Raw genomic sequence first — 18,260 nt, forward strand, 5'->3', positions numbered from 1 at the left:
CCCTCGGGGGAGCCCTCCCCATTGAGCGGCTGACCTCCACCTGAGAGGATCGCTGCTCGATGCACAGATCTGGGGAGGACCGACGATGACGAGCGTGACCCACGGGGCGGACGCCGAGCGGCTGCGAGAGATCGCCGGCACGATGCGTGGTCAGGGCGCGCGAGTGCAGGAGGTCGGCGACCAGCTGGGGCCGCTGTCCTCGATGCTGCAGGAGGCCTGGGGCGGACCCGACGCCGAGCACTTGCTCTCCCAGGTGGAGATGCTGAGGCCGTCCGTCGCCAACACGGGCGCGACGCTGGTGGCCTGGGCGGACGGACTGCACGCGCAGGCCGACCAGCAGGCCGCGGGGTCCGGGGAAGGGGGCGGGGCAGGCGGCTCCGTCACGCGCGGTGACATCAGGGACGGGGTGCGACGCTTCGCCGGCCTGACGGGCAAGTTGAGCGCGCCGACCTCGGGCGAGTCGGGGCCCAGCTGGCAGGACGGGAGCCCTCTCGCCAACTCGGCCACCGCGTACCAGCACTCGACTGACGGCGGTGGCGGCGGCGTGAGCGACATCGATGGGGGAGCGTCCGGCCGCGACCCCGGGCAGATCGACCAACCGGGGAGCGTCTCGAAGTCCACCTCCGTCGAAGCCGGCCCGCTGAAGGTGACCGACACCGCGACGGTCTCGGTGAGCGGCGAGTCCGTCGACGCCGAGGGGCGCAGCGTGCAGACGACGGAGGTCACGTTGTCGCGCGAGGGTGCGATCGAGCTCGGCAAGAAGATCGATGGCGTCGGCGTCACAGGGACGGGCTACACCGGGGCCGAGGTCGGCTACTCGGTGACGGCTCCCGCGGGCGTCGACCCGCTCTCGATCGACCCTCTCAGGCCGGAGACATGGCCTGAGGGCGTGTCCGTCCGTTTCGACGAGAGCTTCTACGCCGGCTACGGCTTGGAGGGCAACTACCGCGGGCTCATCGTCGGGATTGGCCAAGAGGTCGGCACCGGGCAGTACATCGAGGTCAGCAAGGGCGCCGGCGACGAGGTCACTGTCCTCGTCGGCGATGATGAGTTCCGCAGGGCGACCACCCAGCTCGGCGTCGGGACCGACGAGCTCAACGCCAAGGTGGGGGCCAACAACGGGATCTCGTCCGGCTCGGCGCGGGAAGTGGTGATCGACCGCTCGACTCCCGAGGGGCAGGCCACCTACGAGTCGCTTCTCTTCGGCGGTGGCGAGGTTCCCGCGGTCGGCACCGCCGGGGTCGTCGACGTCGCCGACCTCACCGTGATGAACGCGCACGCGTCCGTCGACGTCTCGGGGACAGCCGGTGACTGGAGCGCAGGCGGCACGCTCGCCGAGTGGAGTGCCGGAGGGGTTCAGCGCACCCACGACGATGGGACGACGACGCTGGACTGGACGGGCGAGAGCAAGGGTGTGCAGACAGGGGGCACTGCCTACTTCGATGAGGCCGGGAACCCGGTGCCGGAGAAGGGCACGTACTACCTGAGGCTCGAGGGCGTCGACCCCCAGGCAGCAAATGACTTCAACCAGTACGTCCGAGGCTCGTCGACCCAGGTCGATGCGGAGCAAAACGTCGTGCTCACCTACACCCACGACGACCTGCAGACGATGCGCCTGCAGGCTGCGGAGACCCAGGCCACCATGATCAACGCCGACCCGGAGCGCTACAACTACCCCGAGGGCACCCGGATGACGGCTGAGGACGTCATCGCCACGGTGGAGGCGGACCCGGACACCGGCATCTTTGCCGTGACAGACGGAGCCGAGTCCAACGGAACCCGCGCCCTGCTGGGAGCCGGCAGTGATGCCGAGATCATGCGGGTGATCGCGCAGGACCCGCTGGGCGTCTCGCAGGGCGTGTCCTTGGATCACCACACCGCAACAGGGGAGTTGGCCACGCCGACGGGTGAGGTCTCGAGCCGCGAATCCGCGACCTGATGACTGGGCGCACCCTCGTCGTCGGCGCTGGCCTCGTGGGCCTCGCGGTCGCGCGCGAGCTGCAGCGGGTGCGCCCGGACAGAGAGGTCGTCGTGCTCGACAAGGAGGGTCGGGTCGGCGCCCACCAGAGCAGTCACAACTCGGGTGTCGTCCACGCGGGCGTCTACTACCCGCCCGGCTCGCTCAAGGCGCGCCTGTGCCGACGCGGGGTCGGGCTGCTGCGCGACTACACGCGCGACAAGGGCATCCCCTACGACGAGGTGGGCAAGGTCGTCGTGGCCGTCGACCGTGCTGACGAGGAGCGCCTGGCCGAGGTGCACCGGCGCTCCGTGGCCAACGGTGTCCCCCGCATCACCAGGGTCGGGCCCGAGGGGCTGCGCGACCTCGAGCCGCACGTGCGGGGCCGGGCCGCGCTGCACTCGCCGACGACCGCGATCACCGACTTCCCCGCGGTGGCCCGGGCGCTCGCCGACGATGTCACCACGGGCGAAGGGAGGGTCCTGCTCGGCCACGAGGTGGTGGCGATCCGCCCCCTTCGGTCCGGTGTGGAGGTGCTCGTCGACCACGAGGGGGAGCGAACCCGCATTGCCGCCGACCGGCTTGTCATCTGCGCAGGCCTGCACGTCGACCGTCTGGCCCGGATGGCTGGCGGCGATCCCGATCCGCGGATCGTGCCCTTCCGTGGTGAGTACCACCTGCTGGCCGCTGAGCGGACAGATCTCGTGCGCGGCCTCGTCTACCCCGTCCCCGATCCGACGCTGCCCTTCCTCGGGGTCCACCTCACCCGACGGGTCGACGGCAGCGTCGATGTCGGCCCCAATGCGGTGCTGGCCACCGCCCGCGAGGGCTACCGGCTGCGGGACCTCGACCTCCACGACCTCGTCGAGACCATCACCTGGCCCGGGATGCGTCCGGTCGCTGCCCGTCACTGGCGCACCGGTGCGCAGGAGATGCTCGGCTCGCTCTCCGCGCGCCACTTCGCCCAGGCGGCCCGGCGCTATGTGCCGGAGCTGCGCGACGCCGACCTCGTGCCGGGCGGCGCCGGCGTCCGCGCCCAGGCCGTCGGTCACGACGGCACGCTCGTCGACGACTTCGTCATCGAGCAGATCGGACCGGTCACCGCCGTGCGCAATGCTCCGTCGCCCGCAGCGACGTCGAGCCTGGCGATCGCCGAGGAGATCGTCCGGTCCCTCACGTGACTCGGACCTGCCTCAGGTCAGTGAGCGCAGGATCTCGCCGGCCCGCGTGTACAGCCGGGTCATGTTCTCGCGCGCTTCCTCGGTCTCGGGCCGGATCGACAGGATGTACATCATCGGGTCCTCCCGCATGACCCACGAGGTGACATTGGTGTCCCGCGCCCCGCGGGAGACGAGGACCGTGTCGGCGTCGCCCCAGATCGTGGCCCCCGGCAGGTGACGCAGGTCCATGTACGACAGCATGAAGCGTTCGCCGACCTGCGAGAGGGTGACGCCGAGGGTCTGCTCGACGACGTCATAGATCTTGACCGCGGGCAGCTGTGAGGCGCCCCGGGCCGTGCGGAAGGCCTGCCGCACCCGGCCGGCGACCTCGACGATGTCGCCGCCCTCGAGGTCGATGTGCACGGGCATGACGTTGATGAACCACCCCGCGGACAACAGCCACTCGGGTGCGTCACGGGTGTGCACGGGGTTGAGGAAGCGCAGGCTCGTCGCGCCGCTGAGGTCCCGACCGGCGAGGCCGATGGCCGCGTAGACGAGCTGGGTGGTGCGCGTGCCCAGCCGCTCGGCGACGGCATCGAGGGCGAGGGCCTCCTCGCCGGTCAGCAGGTCGTGGTGGTGGTGCTCGAGCTCGACGGGCTCGCCGACGGTGGTGCCGAGGGGCATCGGGAAGCGCCCGAGCTCCTCGTCGCCGGCGAACCAGAACTCGGCCCATCCCTGCAGGGCCGGGTGGCTGAGGTCGACCTCGCGGAAGCGCTCCCGCTCGGTCTGGGCGAAGTCCATGAAGTCGCCCACCGCAGGCAGGTCGGTCGCCTCCCCGCCGGTCTCCTCGCGGTAGAGGGCCTCCAGCTCGAAGTACACGAGGAAGAAGGAGAACCCGTCGGTGTAGCTGTGGTCGAGGCCGAGGTAGAAGATCGTCTCGTCCTCGCCGACCACGGCGCGGAAGGAGTACCCGATGCGACCGAGCGGGTTGCAGCCGAAGCGGAAGTCGTCGCTGACCCGGTCGTTGACCTCGTCGGCGGCGATGCTCCCTTCGTCCCGCGCCGCGAAGGCGATCTCGTCCTCGGTGAGGTCGACGCGCGCCCAGCCCGTCTCGAGGTCGGCGTCGGGCACGAACCAGCCGCGCATGACCCCGTGCCGGCGCACCCATCGGCTGAGGGCGCGGGCCATCGCCTCGGCGTCGAAGCGCCCCGGGATGCGATAGGTGAATCCGAGCCAGATGTCGTCCTGCTCGCCGGACGTGCTCGTCGCGCTGCGCAGGTCGAGGTGGGCGGCCTGCATGAAGGAGGGCTGGCGGCTCCCGGGCGTCGCCGCGGCGATGGCGGTCTCCATCACCGCGGTCGGTTCGAAGCGCAGGTAGGTGCCGGGGATCGACGACCGATCGGTGATCCGGCTCATGCGCATCATGCGGGGACTTCCTGCTGGAGGGCGAAGGGGGTGGCTGCTGCGGACTCGACGAGCCGGGCGAAGCGGTCAGCGACCGCGTCGAGCCAGTCGCGAGCGCCCGGGGCCAGTGGCAGCCGGGTCGCGAGGGTGACACCCTCGGGCACGATCGTCAGCCAGATATGGGTCTGGCTGCTGGTGGGCACGTCGCCCAGCTGGATGCTGGAGCCGAGCGGCTGCCACCACTCATGGCCCGCGATGCGGGATCCGTCGATGATCGACAGCACGACCTGCGGCGAGATCGGGACGTCGAGCAGACGGTGGACGAGGCCGAGCGGCAGTGCTGCGGACGGCGCGACCTCACGCCACGCCCGCACGCCTGCGAGGACCCAGTCGCTCGTGTCGCAACCGGGCGGCATCGACAGGGACAGCGGTGCGACGCCGGCGAACCAGCCGACGGAGTCGCTCCACAGCGACGACGGGCGTCCGTGCGTCGACATCAGCACGTGCACGTCGTCGCCGAGGGCCTGCATGAGGATCGCGGTCCACAGCATGCCGGTGGGGATGCCCTCCGCGGAGTACTGCAGCGCGAGCGTGGCGGCGACGTCCCCGGAGCAGATGTCGTGGCGCACGAGGTCGTGGTCGTAGTGGCCCTCGGGGTCGATGCCGGACTCCGCCGGCGCCCCAGGGATCCCGCCGCCGCGCAGGAAGTCCTGCCAGGGCCTGAGCCGCTCGTCGCCGGTGTCGATGTCGGCGCAGACCGCGATCTCGGTCGCGGCGAGGTCCACGTGGCTGGGGGAGGTGTGCGGTCGGTGCACCTCGTTGACCACCGCCGTGTGGAGCCCGGCGAGGTGGCCGACGGCGGCATAGGCGGACAGGCCGTCGAAGGTGATGTGGTCGAAGGCCGCGTGCAGGACGTGACCGTGCTCCACCTCGACGGTGAAGAGCGCGCACGCGGGCTGCCGCATGGGCCGGCACCGGATGTGGAACTCGTGGCTCAGCAGCTCCCGCAGCGCCTCAGGGTCGTGCTCCCCGAGGGCGAAGGGGGTGAAGCCCACGTGCTCGGGCGCCAGGGTGCGCCGTCGGGGCTGCTCGTCGATGAGGGTCAGGTGGCTGCGCAGGGACTCGTGCTGTCGGAACCACTCGGTGAGGGTGCGCTCCACGCTGTCGATGGTGGCGTCGGGAAGCAGGACCGACAGCCCGATCCAGGCCGACCACGGGTTGGACCCGTCGGGATCCTCGTGAAGTCGGCCGAGCTGGTCATGGCTCGGTGGGCGGTCGTCGAGCGGGGAGCCGTCCCAGTGCTCGAGGCAGGCGGCGCCGAGGTCCCATCGGGTGACGTCACCGCCCCGGAGCGACTGGCGGGCCAGGGTGCAGGGGGTCAATCGGGCCTCCGGGTCGCGGTTGGCGGACGAAAGTCACTGTGTCAGTGAGGAGTTCGTGTCGCGACCCGAAGGACTGTGATCTGTCTCGCTCAGCCGACGGGCGGACCGACGAGCAGGGCGATGTCGGTGAGGACGGCCACGGTGACGACGAGCGCGAGCGCTGCGAGGGCCGGGCGGCGCAGCGCGCCGGAGACGACCTTCTCGGGGACGGTGACGGCTTCCCCCTTCGCCAGCAGGCGCCATGCGCTGGGCAGGTGGCCGTCGCGGTCCAGCCAGCGCTCGGTCCACAGGGTGAGGAGCGGGGGGATGGCCGAGGCGAGTGCGACGAGGCCCTGCTTCGCCGGCCACTTGCGGTCGACCCACACGATGATCGTCACCAGCACGTAGGCGATGAAGACGATCCCATGGAGCATCCCGCCGATGCGTACGCCGAGCTCGGTGGTCTTGGTGACGTACTTGAGGAACATGCCGATGAGCAGCAGCGTCCACGTCACGGCCTCGGCCGTGGCGACGATCATGTAGAGGCGACGAGGCGTGGGGAGGGTCATGCCGCCCATGGTCGCCGACGGGTGTTGATGGGGTGAAATCGGCCCGATTTCGACGTAGGGGGGCGCTCGGGTAATCTCTGCGGCGGAGGATTCGCATAGTGGCCTAGTGCGCGCGCTTGGAAAGCGCGTTGAGTGAAAGCTCTCAGGGGTTCGAATCCCCTATCCTCCGCCAGAGCAGGGCTCCGGTCGTCACGGCCGGGGCCCTTTCTCTTGTCCGGACGACACGTCTCTCGTCCGGACGTCATGGCGACCCATTCGGCGCGAAGGGGGACCGCCCGGCTTTGGTCGCAGCCCGGTGTCCACGTAGACTCTGCGATCGGCACCCCGCGTGGTGGTACCTCACCGAATTCCCCCAGGGCAGGAATGCAGCAAGGGTAGGCGAGCTCTTCCAGGTACGCGGGGTGTCCCTGTGTGCGCACGAGGTGAGGACCTTCCCTCGGATTGTGCACGGCGCTCGGGTGGCGTAGCGCCAACTATTCCGTAGGTTGGGGTGCAGAGCGGTCGTGACCGCGACCGCGTGCCCCACCCCGAGGAGTGGATCATGGACACCTGGATCTGGATCATCATCGGCATCGTGCTGGTGCTCATCATCATCGGGATCATCGCGGCCCTCACGCGAGGTTCCAAGGCCAAGCGGATCGAGCGCGAGCGGGCCGAGGCCGAGCAGCTCCGTATGGAAGCCGCCGAGCGCGAGCGTGTGACCAGGGAGAGCCAGGCGGCTGCCGCTGCCACCGACGCGGATGCCCGCGCCGCCCAGGCCGACGCACAGCGTCAGGCCGCAGAGGCCGACCGTCAGGCAGCGGAGGCCGAGCAGCGTCGCGTCGAGGCCGAGCGCCTCGAGCAGGAGGCCCACGCCAAGTCCGAGGTCGCTGCCGAGGACCAGCGCGCCCTGGACGACAAGGTGCGCGAGGCCGATGCCAAGGACCCCGACGTGCGCACGGATGACGACGGCAACCGGATGGGCGACCACGACCCTGACGGCGCCCGCCGGGACGACGTCGCTCGCGGTGACGCCCGGGACGGTGTCCGTGACGACGTACGCGGTGACGAGCGCTCTGCCCACCGTGGCGGAGCGGCGGCTGCCGGTGTCGGTGGCGCGGCTGGCGCTGGCGCTCTCGCCCACGATCGTGGCGCCGACGAGCGGAGCGGCGCACGCAACGACGACGGACTGCGCAACGACGACGGCTTCCGTGATGGTAATCGCGATGGTTTCCGTGACGGCGTGATCGGCGGCGAGGACTCCTACGCCGACGAGCCCGGCCTGACGCAGGACCCGGGCGCCCGTTCCGGCCGCCTCGACGACGAGCCGGGCGCACCTGCCGGTGTTCCCCCCATGCACGGGTCCGACGACTCGACGCGCGGATGGGAGACCTCGGAGTCCGCCGTGGGCGGCGACCGGACCGTGAGGAACTCTGACGTCGACCAGCCGGGTACCGGTGTGGCCTCCGCCGGCGCGCCCGTCGAGCCGGCCCCCGAGACGGCGTCCGGGTGGGAGTCGTCCGACCCGACGCGGCCCGACGTCGCGCAGGACGGCGGGGACCTCCCTTCGTCCACCGACACCGAGACGACGCAGCGATCCCGCCACCTTGACCCCGAGGAGCGTCCGGTCCACGGCGAGCACGCCAAGCCCGGGCTGGTGGACAGGCTGCGCGGTAAGGTCGACGACATGCGCGGCGACGACCGTCCCCGCAGCTGACCTGACGACGGTTGGGCCCGTCACCTCCGGGTGGCGGGCCCTCTCCGTGCCCCGACATCCAAGGAGTCTCGTGAAGATCGCCATCATCCTCGGCAGCACCCGTCCCGGCCGCTTCGGCGCCCAGGTCTCTGAGTGGGTCATGCAGCAGGTGGAGGGGCGTGATGACGCCGAGTACGAGCTCGTCGACCTCGCGGACTACGACCTCGACCTGCTCAACGAGCCCACGGTTCCCGGTGCGGCCAAGCGGCAGTACGACAACCCCAAGACGCGTCGGTGGAGCACCAAGATCGACGAGTTCGACGGCTATGTCTTCGTCACCCCGGAGTACAACCACGGGGTGCCGGCCGCCCTGAAGAACGCCTTTGACGTCCTCTACCCCGAGTGGGTCCACAAGGGCGCTGCCCTCGTCTCCTACGGGGCCGACGGGGGCGTGCGAGCCGTGGAGCACTGGCGCACCATCCTGGCCAATGCGCAGATGCACGTCGTGCGCGGGCAGGTCTCCTTCTCGACGATGCTCGAGGCGGAGTCGGGCGAGGACGGCGAGGTCTTCGCCCCCGCGGAGCGTCGGACCAAGGAGATCGGCAATGTCCTGCGACAGCTGACCCGACTGACCGAGGCGACCTCCTCCCTGCGTTCCTGATCAGACGATCGGGCTCCTGATCGCACCATCCACAGCGGCCTTCCCCACGGGGGAGGCCGCTGTCGTGCTCCGCACGTAGGCTCGCTCTCGTGAGCACCGCCCTGTACCGCCGCTACCGTCCTGAGTCCTTCGCCGACGTCATCGGGCAGGAGCACGTCACCGAGCCCCTGATGCAGGCACTGCGCTCGGGGCGCGTCAACCACGCCTACCTCTTCTCCGGCCCGCGCGGCTGTGGCAAGACGACGAGCGCGCGCATCCTGGCGCGCTGTCTCAACTGTGAGCAGGGTCCGACGCCGATCCCGTGCGGCGAGTGCGACTCGTGCACTGCCCTGGCGCGTGGAGGCGCGGGCACGGTCGATGTCATCGAGATCGACGCAGCGAGCCACGGTGGTGTCGACGACGCCCGTGACCTGCGCGAGCGTGCCTCCTTCGGCCCGGCCCAGAGCCGCTACAAGATCTACATCATCGACGAGGCGCACATGGTGACGCCGCAGGGCTTCAACGCCCTGCTCAAGATCGTCGAGGAGCCACCCGAGCACGTGAAGTTCATCTTCGCGACGACCGAGCCGGAGAAGGTCATCGGCACGATCCGCTCACGTACCCACCACTACCCCTTCCGGCTGGTCCCGCCCGCGCGGTTGCAGGACTACATGGCCGAGCTCTGCACTGCCGAGGGCGTGCAGGTCGAGCCCGGCGTGCTCTCCTTCGTCGTGCGGGCCGGCGGCGGATCGGTGCGTGACTCGCTCTCCGTCCTCGACCAGCTCATGGCCGGCAGCGACGCGCAGGGCCTGACCTACGAGCGGGCCGCGGCCCTGCTCGGCTTCACCGACGCCGAGCTGCTCGACTCGGCTGTGACGGCCTTCGGCGCGGGCGATGCCGCAGGTGTCTTCAAGGTCATCGACTCAGTCATCGAGACCGGCCTGGACCCACGGCGCTTCGTCGAGGACCTGCTCGAGCGGTTCCGCGACCTCATCGTCGTGGCGGCGGCGCCCGACGGCGCAGCAGCCATCCTGCGTGGACTGCCCGGTGACCAGATCGAGCGGATGCGGCAGCAGTCCGCTGTCTTTGGTGCGGCATCCCTCTCGCGCGCAGCGGACATCGTCAACGCCGGACTGACCGAGATGACCGGCGCGACCTCACCCCGCGTCCAGCTGGAGATCATCGCGGCCCGTGTCCTGCTGCCGGCAGCGGCCGGCGAGTCCGGATACGCGGCGCGCCTGGACCGCTTGGAGCGACGGCTCGACGTCGGGGGAGTGCCCACCGGAGACGGCGGCGCTGCACCGGCTGTGCAGCGCCGCCCGACACCGGCACCGGCACCTGCATCCGCACCCGCACCCGCACCTGCCGCGCAGCCGGCCCCAGCGCCTGCAGTTGAACCTTCCGCAGAGCCGGCGGCGGTGTCTGCGCAGTCATCACAGCAGTCGGACGCCACGGAGCCAGCGGCTGCATCCGCGCCGGTCGACTCGATGCCACCGCGTCAGGAAGCCGCGCCGCAGGTCGACCCCGCACCCGCACCCGCGGCTCCGGTGGTGCCCGAGCGCCCGGTGACACAGGAGCCAGCGGTCGGCGAGGCCGCGCCCGCAGTGGGTGGGATCGACGTCGAGGCCCTGCGGCGCAGCTGGCCCGATGTGCTCGGTCGGATCTACCAGATGCGTCGAGCCACCTGGACCTTCCTCTCCGAGCACGCCCAGGTGCTCAGCTACGACGGCCAGCGCCTGGTGCTCGGCATCTCGACGGTGGGTCTGGCCAATGCCTTCCGCATGGGCTCCCACGCGGAGGTCGTGCGACAAGCGCTCATCGACACCCTCGGGGTGGACGCCCGGGTCGAGGGCACGCTGCATGACATCGGCGCCATGCCCGCGGGTGGTGGGTCGCAGGCCACGAGTGCCCCCGCTTCCGCGTCCACCGCTGCCGGTGGTGGCGGCGGTGGATCGGCCGCTCAGAGCGCGGCCGCAGGACCGCGCCAGAGCGCGCCCCCCAGTGATGTGGGGGTCGCCGCGCCCTCCGGGGGGCCTTCCGGGTCATCCGAGCCTGACTGGGGGAGTGGCCCCGCCAATGCGTCCTCTGCGCCTGCATGGGCAACCGCAGCACCCACACCCGCTCCGGAGGTTCCGAGCTCACCGCCGGAGCCCGCAGCGCCCCGCGAGCCGGATGATTCCTCGGTCAGTGACGACGACGAGGACATCGTCGACGCTGGTGCGGCCGGCCCGGCAGTCATCGAACGGATCCTCGGCGGCACGGTCATTCGCGAGGAGTGACCGGCGCGCCGCCTCGGTGTCCCACGGCGTCGGTGGTTCGGCGTAGGGTCAAGGCGTGTACGAAGGCGTGGTCCAGGACCTGATCGACGAGCTCGGGAGACTCCCCGGCGTCGGTCCCAAGAGTGCCCAGAGGATCGCCTTCCACCTGCTGCAAGCCGATCCGCAGGATGTGCAGCGGCTGGTCCAGACGCTCAGCGACGTCAAGGACAAGGTCACCTTCTGCGAGACCTGCGGCAATGTTGCCGAGGGGGCGCAGTGCCGCATCTGCGCCGACCCCCGACGTGACGCGACCGCGATCTGTGTCGTCGAGGAGCCCAAGGACGTCGTGGCGATCGAGCGGACCCGTGAGTTCCGCGGCCGCTATCACGTCCTCGGTGGCGCCATCAGCCCGATGGACGGTGTCGGTCCGGACGACCTGCGCTTCACCGAGCTCATGGCGCGACTGTCCGACGGCGATGTCGCCGAGGTCATCATCGCCACGGACCCCAACCTCGAGGGCGAGGCGACGGCGTCCTACACGGCGCGGCTGCTGTCCCCCTTCGACATCAGAGTCACCCGCTTGGCCTCCGGCCTCCCGGTCGGAGGCGACCTCGAGTACGCCGACGAGGTCACCCTGGGCCGGGCCTTCGAGGGGAGGAAGTTGCTCAATGCCTGATGAGACCACCCTGCTCGCGGACGAGTGCGCGGCTGAGGCCCGCACGTGGCTGGCCACCGTCGCTGACATCGCCTCCGGTGCCGCGCCGGAGAGCGCCATCCCCCTCCTGCTCCTCACGACCAGCCAGGTGCAGCTGGTCGGCGCGCGTCTCGGCGCGATCGCCGATGTGGTGCTTGATGAGCGCTTCGAGCGCGACCCCGGACCGGACACGGAGCTCGACCCCCTGAGGGTGGGTCTGGCCCAGCTCCTCGAGGGGATCGACGAGTACGCGGACGTCGTCGACCCGGTGACCTCCGTCGAGACCACGACGGGGTCCCTGAGCAATGACCTGGCGGATGTCGCCGCGGCCCTGGCCCACGGGCTGGCGCACCATGACGCCGGCCGACCGGTCGAAGCCCTGTGGTGGTGGCAGTACAGCTACCTCGCCGACTGGGGGGACCGTGCCGCGATGGCCGTGCGGGTGCTGCAGACCCTCCTGGCGCACCTGCGCCTCGACGCCGACGCCGACGTGGTCGGCGAGGCTGAGTTCGACGCGCTCCATCCCTGACGAACCCCCAGGCCGTCGGGTGTCGCAGATCTCATCGACAGCAGAGCAGCCCGTCAGCGCGCGTGCTCCAACGTCACGTCTGGGTCTCGACGGGCATCTGTTGGATGGACGCGACGGGGGCCCGCCCGCTCCGGTCGTTATCCTCTAAGGGCCGCGCCGGTCCGAGTCCGGGCCGGACCCGCGAACAATTCACGGAGCCTTCCTTGAGTCTGGTTGTCCAAAAGTACGGCGGATCGTCGCTGGCTGATGCCGAGAGCATCAAGCGCGTCGCACACCGCATCGTCGAAACCAAAAAGGCCGGTAACGACGTGTGTGTCGTCGTCTCTGCCATGGGAGACACGACCGACGAGCTGCTCGACCTCGCCGAGCAGGTCTCCCCCGTCCCGCCGCCCCGCGAGATGGACATGCTCCTGACCGCTGGCGAGCGCATGTCCATGGCACTCGTCGCCATGGCCATCGCGGACCTGGGGCACAGTGTGCGGTCCTTCACCGGCAGTCAGGCCGGCGTCATCACCGATGCCTCGCACGGCAAGGCCAAGATCATCGACGTGACGCCAGGCCGGATCACCGAGGCCCTGGGCAAGAAGCACATCGTCATCGTCGCCGGGTTTCAGGGCGTCAGCCAGGGCACCAAGGAGATCACGACCCTCGGTCGTGGCGGCTCGGACACGACCGCCGTGGCGCTGGCTGCGGCCCTCGAGGCCGATGTGTGTGAGATCTACACAGACGTGGACGGCATCTTCACCGCCGACCCGCGGATCGTGTCCGCGGCCCACAAGATTGACCGCATCTCCCACGACGAGATGCTCGAGATGGCAGCCAGCGGCGCCAAGATCCTGCATCTGCGGTGCGTCGAGTACGCGCGCCGCTTCAACATGCCCATCCACGTGCGTTCGTCCTTCTCCTCGAAGGAAGGCACGTGGGTCCTGCCCCCCGACACTGAAGGAACCGAGGACATGGAAGAACCGATCATCGCCGGAGTCGCCCACGACGACAGCGAGGCCAAGATCACCGTCGTCGGTGTGCCGGACCAGCCGGGCCGCGCCGGCCAGATCTTCACGACCGTCGCCGAGGCGCAGGTCAACATCGACATGATCGTGCAAAACGTGTCCGAGGCAGACACGTTGCGCACCGACATCTCCTTCACCCTGCCGATGTCCGATGGCCAGGTGGCGGTCGAGGCGCTCATGCGCACCAAGGAGGAGGTCGGCTTCGAGTCGATCCAGTACGACGACCAGATCGGCAAGCTCTCGCTCGTCGGCGCCGGCATGCGTACCAACCCGGGGGTCTCCGCGACCTTCTTCCGGGCGCTGGCCGAGGCCGGGGTCAACATCGAGATGATCTCCACCTCGGAGATCCGCATCTCGGTCGTCACGCGCGCCGACCAGCTCAACGACGCGCTCCAGGCACTGCACACCGCCTTCGGTCTGGACTCCGACGACGGAGAAGCGATCGTCTACGGGGGCACCGGCCGGTGAGCCCTCTCCCGTCGCCTTCCATCCGGCCCACGCTGGCCCTAGTGGGGGCGACGGGGCGCTTCGCGGAGGCGATCGTCTCTGCGTTGGCCCTGCGTGACGACACGTGGGGCGAGATCCGTCTGCTGGCGCCCGGCATGAGCACGCGGACGCTGAGCATCCGTGGCCAGGAGCAGCCGATCGAGGTGCTGCGCGAGGACTCCTTCGACGGTGTCGACATCGCTCTGTTCAACCTCGCTCCCCAGATCACCCATGAGTGGACCGCAGTCGCGGTCGGTGCCGGCGCGGTCGTCGTGGACGCCAGCGCGGCCCACCGCGCCGACCCCGACGTCCCACTCGTGGTGCCGGGGATCAACTCCGAGTTCGTCGCACAGCGGCCCAAGGGCGTGGTGGCCCTGCCCGGTCCGGTGACATGGGGTCTGATCGATGCGGCCCATGTCCTGCACCAGGGCTGGGAGCTGCAGCACCTCGTCGTCACCGGACTGATCGCTGCGGTGTCCAAGTCGGACCGTGGGGTCGCGCGGCTGCGCGAGGAGATGTACACCGTCGCGGCCGATCCGGCCATCGGGCAGCATCCCGGGGACGTGCGGGCCGCGGTCTCGGACCTGCCCGTCGCCTCCCCGTTCCCTGCCCCCCTGGCGCTCAACGTCATCCCGTGGGTCGGGCATGCCGACGAAGGGGGTTACACCTCCGCCGAGCTCGCGGTGAGCGAGGAGGTGCGCAAGGTCCTTGGCCTGCACGACACCGTCCCCGTCGTCGTCACCCTCGTCCAGGTGCCGGTCGTCCAGGCGCACTCGATGGCGCTGCACGCCCGATGCGCGCGGCCGATCACGATCGACAAGGTACGTCAGGCCTGCATCGCGGCACCGGCTCTGGTCCACCTCGACGAGCAGACGGGGGAGGTGCCGACCCCTGTCGACAGTGTCGGCATCGACCCGCGCTTCGTCGGGCGGATCCGTCAGCCCAAGGGCGCCGGGCATCACGTCGACCTCTTCGTCAGCGCCGACACGACCCGTCGTGGGGCCAGTGCCATGCTCCTCGTCGCCGATCTCCTCCGCGACGAGATGGCCGCTTCCTGAAGGTTCTCTCCGTGCACCCGCAACCGCCGGGGGCCTCCAGGCGTCTTGGGTGATGACGACCAGATCGGTCTCAGTCCGGGAACGATCCACGTGTGTGACTTGTGTGACTGGTGTGGTCAGAGTGACTCTGTGAGCCACGTACACTTGTGGTAGGGGAAGAACCAGATGAAGGACAGGGGTCAGCACGTGGATGAGCACTCCGACGACACGCCGATCTCGTACCGGGTCGTGGGTTTTGACGAGCTCGAGGGCGCGGCCGCGGCACACTACCGCCGTCAGCGGCGCCGTCGCCTCCTGCTCTTCGTGACCCTGCCCGGGCTGGTCCTCGGCACCGCGACGGTGGCGACGGCATACGGCACGGGCCTCATCGGCACCCCGGCGGTGACCTGTGAGCCGATCTCGCAGCCGGCGCCGGCGCGGGACTCCTTCGAGGTCACCTTGCTCAACAGCAATGACACCGACGGCCTCGGCAGCGAGATCGCCCGCGAGCTGACGCTGCGTGACTTCAACATCGCCTCCGTCGGCAATGCCGACAGCTCCGTCTACGTCAAGGGCGCAGCCACGATCTACTACGGCTCGGAGGGGCGGGACAACGCCCTGCTCCTGCAGAAGCAGATCCCGGGCTCCAAGACGTGGAACGACGCCCGTCCCGGCGACAGTGTCCAGCTCATCCTCGGTTATGGCTTCGACAAGCTCGTCTCCGAGCCCGACCCGCCGTTGCCGGCGCCGTCGGAGATCAAGGTCAACGTCTACAACACGACGTGGCAGGAAGGCCTGGCGTCGCAGGCCGCTGGCGACCTCAAGGAGCGTGACTTCACGATCGGCAAGACGGGCAATGACCCCCAGATGAGCTTCCTCGAGGACGAGGTGGCCATCATCCGCTTCGGCCCGGAGGGCCAGCGTTCGGCCAAGCGGCTTGCGCAGCAGATCTCCGGCGTGCAGCTGCAGAAGGACGACCGCACCGATGCGACCGTCTCGCTCGTCCTCGGCAACAAGTACAAGGGTCTGAAGTCGGCGTCGTCGGTCCCCGACGTCAAGCCGTACGTGCGACCTGCGGAGACGATCCAAAAGCCCTGCACGCCTGCCAAGAAGTGAGCATGCGGACGGTCGCACTCCTCACCGCGGGAGGACTCGCGCCGTGCCTGTCCTCTGCCATCGGTGGACTCATCGAGCAGTACACGCGCGTGGCTCCTGACGTGCGGATCATCGGTTATCTCGACGGCTACGCGGGGCTGCTCACCGGTCGCAGCATCGAGGTCACGGACGAGGTCCGGGCGCACGCCGCGCGGCTGCACCACTTCGGCGGGTCTCCCCTCGGCAACTCCCGGGTGAAGCTGACCAACGCCCCCGACCTCGAGCGGCGTGGTCTCGTCGAGCCCGGCGCCGACCCCCTTCGCGTCGCAGCGGATCAGCTGGTGGCCGACGGCGTCGACGTGCTGCACACCATCGGCGGCGACGACACCAACACGACAGCCGGGGACCTGGCGGCATATCTCGCCGATCAGGGCCACGAGATGCGCGTCGTGGGGCTGCCCAAGACCATCGACAACGACATCGTCCCGATCCGACAGAGCCTCGGAGCGTGGACCGCTGCCGAGCAGGGAGCGCTCTTCGCGCGCCATGTCCTCGCGGAGCACTCGTCCAACCCGCGCATGCTCATCGTGCACGAGGTCATGGGGCGGCACAGCGGATGGCTGACGGCCGAGACCGCTCGTCGCTACCGGGACGATCTGGCCACCCGCAGCTTCGTGCCAGGCATCGGCAATGACCCGCGCCGCTGGGACATCCACGCCGTCTACGTGCCGGAGTCCGCGATCGACCTCGAGGTCGAAGGCCAGCGACTGCGTGCGGTCATGGACGAGATCGGCTGCGTCAATGTCTTCCTCGCGGAGGGCGCCGGTGTCGACGACATCATCGTCTCGATGGAGGCCGCCGGTCGCGAGGTGCCGCGCGATGCCTTCGGCCACGTCCGGCTCGACCAGGTCAACCCCGGCGAGTACCTGGCATCGAGCTTCGCCGAGCGGATCGCTGCGGACAAGTCGAAGGTGTGGAAGTCGGGCTACTTCGCCCGCGCGGCCGCGCCCAACGACGAGGACCTCGCCCTCATCGCGCGGTGCACCGAGCTGGCGGTTTCGGCAGCCCTGGACGGCCAGTCAGGCGTCGTCGGTCAGGACGAGGAGCGCGGCGACGAGCTGCGGGTCATCGAGTTCGACCGCATCGCCGGCGGCGGCGCCTTCGACCCCACCGTCGACTGGTTCACCGACCTGCTGAAGGACATCGGCCAGCGCCACTGAGCCAGGTCCACTCCAGCGCTGCGGTTGCGGGACTGTGCCCGAGCGGGCCAACGCGTGACTCAGCCTTCGTGCTTGCGACGCAACGACCACATCTGCGGCGAGCGCTCGACCTCGACGGCGACCTCCCAGGGCAGACCGCCGGGAGCGGTCTCGCGGCGGAAGCTCTGCACGAGTCGGCGGGCCAGCTGCGGATCAGCAGCCACCCTGGCTGCCGTGTCACGCGCCACCTGCTCCACGGACTCGTCCTCGACCGCGGCCCACGCGAGGCCACGCTCCACCGCCTCCTCGCCGCGCACCTCCTCGCCGAAGAGACCCATGGCCGCAGCGGTCTCGCGACCGGCCGTGCGGTGCAGCAGGGACAAGTGGCCGCCGCCGGGGTGGATCCCGATCTGGGCGAAGCCGGGGAGCAGCCGCGCGGTCGTGGAGACGATGCGCAGGTCGGTGGCCATCGCCAGGTTCAGCCCGGCGCCGACGGCGGCACCGCGTACGGCGGCGATGGTCGGCAGGCCGATCGTCCCGATCGTGGTGAAGGCCGCATAGACCGTCTCGAGGTTGCGGTAGGCCGTGTCCTCCACCGGGTCCCGTCCGACGTCCGCGAGGACTCCCCGGACGGCACCGGCGCAGAAGTGCTGCCCGCCGGTGACGATGACGGCCCCGACCGCGTCGTCTCCTTCGGCGGTGTGGGCGGCGTCGGTGAGCTCGCGGGACATCTCGACGGACAGCGCATTGCGACGCTCGGGGGCATCGAGCGTGATCGTCGCGATGCCCTCGCTGACGGTGTAGCGGACCTCGGTCATCAGATCTCCTTCGTGTAGAACCAGCGGCCACCCCGGCGGGTGAACTCGCTGCGCTCGGCGAGCTGGCCCCCTTCGTACCTCGCGACGAAGTCGACGATGCCCGTCGCGTCCTGCGGGCTGCCATCCACGACCTCGCGGACCTCGAGCCCGAGCCACCGGGTGTCGTCGAGATGCACCTCTGCGGGCCGGGTGCGCCCGTCCCAGGTCCGCCACAGGTGCTCGGCGTTGCCATAGACGTGGGCGGTGTACCGGCTGCGCATGAGCTCCTCGGCCGTCACGGCCTGGCTCTCGGCGGCGAGCAAGGGCCCGCAGCAGGCATCGAGGAGGTGGCCGGAGCCGCACGGGCACGGGTCGGGGTGCATGACTGC

Annotated in this window: 16 protein-coding genes, 1 tRNA gene and 1 other RNA gene; 13 read left to right on the top strand and 5 right to left on the bottom strand. The window is 70.1% G+C overall.

Annotation, left to right across the window (positions count from 1 at the left end; translation table 11 throughout):
- Positions 1–85 precede the first annotated feature (85 nt).
- Positions 86–1,939 carry a WXG100 family type VII secretion target gene (locus JLI01S_RS06335; RefSeq protein WP_068261730.1) on the top strand — a complete coding sequence of 618 codons (1,854 nt, stop codon included), beginning with the start codon at positions 86–88 and terminating at the stop codon, positions 1,937–1,939.
- Complete coding sequence (lhgD, locus tag JLI01S_RS06340; RefSeq protein WP_068261733.1) at positions 1,939–3,138, top strand: L-2-hydroxyglutarate dehydrogenase; 1,200 nt, start codon at positions 1,939–1,941, stop codon at positions 3,136–3,138. The genes JLI01S_RS06335 and lhgD overlap by 1 nt, the downstream gene beginning before the upstream one ends.
- A gap of 12 nt (positions 3,139–3,150) precedes the next feature.
- On the opposite strand, the gene JLI01S_RS06345 is transcribed toward lhgD, so the two are convergent.
- The 3 genes from JLI01S_RS06345 to JLI01S_RS06355 form a co-directional block, all read right to left on the bottom strand.
- A complete protein-coding gene (locus tag JLI01S_RS06345; RefSeq protein WP_068261736.1) occupies positions 3,151–4,542 on the bottom strand; it encodes a condensation domain-containing protein in 1,392 nt (463 codons plus the stop codon).
- Positions 4,539–5,903, bottom strand: coding sequence for a condensation domain-containing protein (locus JLI01S_RS06350; RefSeq protein ID WP_068261739.1), 1,365 nt, complete (start codon positions 5,901–5,903; stop codon positions 4,539–4,541). The genes JLI01S_RS06345 and JLI01S_RS06350 overlap by 4 nt, the downstream gene beginning before the upstream one ends.
- A gap of 89 nt (positions 5,904–5,992) precedes the next feature.
- Positions 5,993–6,451 carry a DUF3817 domain-containing protein gene (locus JLI01S_RS06355; protein ID WP_068261822.1) on the bottom strand — a complete coding sequence of 153 codons (459 nt, stop codon included), beginning with the start codon at positions 6,449–6,451 and terminating at the stop codon, positions 5,993–5,995.
- Positions 6,452–6,535: 84 nt separating this feature from the next.
- On the opposite strand from JLI01S_RS06355, the gene JLI01S_RS06360 reads away from it, so the two are divergent.
- From JLI01S_RS06360 to JLI01S_RS06410, 11 genes are all read left to right on the top strand, one after another.
- Positions 6,536–6,623, top strand: a tRNA-Ser gene (locus tag JLI01S_RS06360).
- Between the two features lie 143 nt (positions 6,624–6,766).
- Positions 6,767–6,865: signal recognition particle sRNA small type (gene ffs / locus JLI01S_RS06365), an RNA gene on the top strand.
- A gap of 127 nt (positions 6,866–6,992) precedes the next feature.
- Positions 6,993–8,147 (top strand): hypothetical protein, encoded by a 1,155-nt coding sequence (locus tag JLI01S_RS06370; RefSeq protein WP_157074846.1) that lies wholly within the window; start codon positions 6,993–6,995, stop codon positions 8,145–8,147.
- A 70-nt stretch (positions 8,148–8,217) separates the two neighbouring features.
- A complete protein-coding gene (locus JLI01S_RS06375; RefSeq protein ID WP_068261745.1) occupies positions 8,218–8,787 on the top strand; it encodes an NADPH-dependent FMN reductase in 570 nt (189 codons plus the stop codon).
- Between the two features lie 89 nt (positions 8,788–8,876).
- Positions 8,877–11,045: a DNA polymerase III subunit gamma and tau gene (locus JLI01S_RS06380; protein WP_068261750.1), complete on the top strand. Its 2,169-nt coding sequence runs from the start codon at positions 8,877–8,879 to the stop codon at positions 11,043–11,045.
- A 55-nt stretch (positions 11,046–11,100) separates the two neighbouring features.
- The gene (gene recR, locus JLI01S_RS06385; RefSeq protein WP_068261753.1) at positions 11,101–11,700 is read left to right on the top strand and encodes a recombination mediator RecR; all 600 of its coding nucleotides are present in this window, start codon (positions 11,101–11,103) and stop codon (positions 11,698–11,700) included.
- Positions 11,693–12,247, top strand: coding sequence for a DUF5063 domain-containing protein (locus tag JLI01S_RS06390; RefSeq protein WP_068261756.1), 555 nt, complete (start codon positions 11,693–11,695; stop codon positions 12,245–12,247). The genes recR and JLI01S_RS06390 overlap by 8 nt, the downstream gene beginning before the upstream one ends.
- Positions 12,248–12,450: 203 nt before the next feature.
- Positions 12,451–13,725: an aspartate kinase gene (locus tag JLI01S_RS06395; RefSeq protein WP_068261760.1), complete on the top strand. Its 1,275-nt coding sequence runs from the start codon at positions 12,451–12,453 to the stop codon at positions 13,723–13,725.
- A gap of 41 nt (positions 13,726–13,766) precedes the next feature.
- A complete protein-coding gene (locus JLI01S_RS06400) occupies positions 13,767–14,801 on the top strand; it encodes an aspartate-semialdehyde dehydrogenase (RefSeq protein WP_068261763.1) in 1,035 nt (344 codons plus the stop codon).
- Between the two features lie 186 nt (positions 14,802–14,987).
- Positions 14,988–15,896, top strand: coding sequence for a LytR C-terminal domain-containing protein (locus JLI01S_RS06405; protein WP_068261766.1), 909 nt, complete (start codon positions 14,988–14,990; stop codon positions 15,894–15,896).
- Complete coding sequence (locus JLI01S_RS06410) at positions 15,893–17,095, top strand: pyrophosphate--fructose-6-phosphate 1-phosphotransferase (RefSeq protein ID WP_068261769.1); 1,203 nt, start codon at positions 15,893–15,895, stop codon at positions 17,093–17,095. The genes JLI01S_RS06405 and JLI01S_RS06410 overlap by 4 nt, the downstream gene beginning before the upstream one ends.
- 59 nt (positions 17,096–17,154) lie before the next feature.
- On the opposite strand, the gene JLI01S_RS06415 is transcribed toward JLI01S_RS06410, so the two are convergent.
- Both JLI01S_RS06415 and JLI01S_RS06420 read right to left on the bottom strand, forming a co-directional pair.
- The gene (locus JLI01S_RS06415; protein WP_068261772.1) at positions 17,155–17,892 is read right to left on the bottom strand and encodes an enoyl-CoA hydratase-related protein; all 738 of its coding nucleotides are present in this window, start codon (positions 17,890–17,892) and stop codon (positions 17,155–17,157) included.
- Positions 17,892–18,254, bottom strand: coding sequence for a YchJ family protein (locus JLI01S_RS06420; RefSeq protein ID WP_068261774.1), 363 nt, complete (start codon positions 18,252–18,254; stop codon positions 17,892–17,894). Before JLI01S_RS06420 ends, JLI01S_RS06415 begins: the two co-directional genes overlap by 1 nt.
- Positions 18,255–18,260 lie beyond the last annotated feature (6 nt).

It is taken from the genome of Janibacter limosus NBRC 16128 (assembly GCF_001570985.1).
Lineage (GTDB): Bacteria > Actinomycetota > Actinomycetes > Actinomycetales > Dermatophilaceae > Janibacter > Janibacter limosus.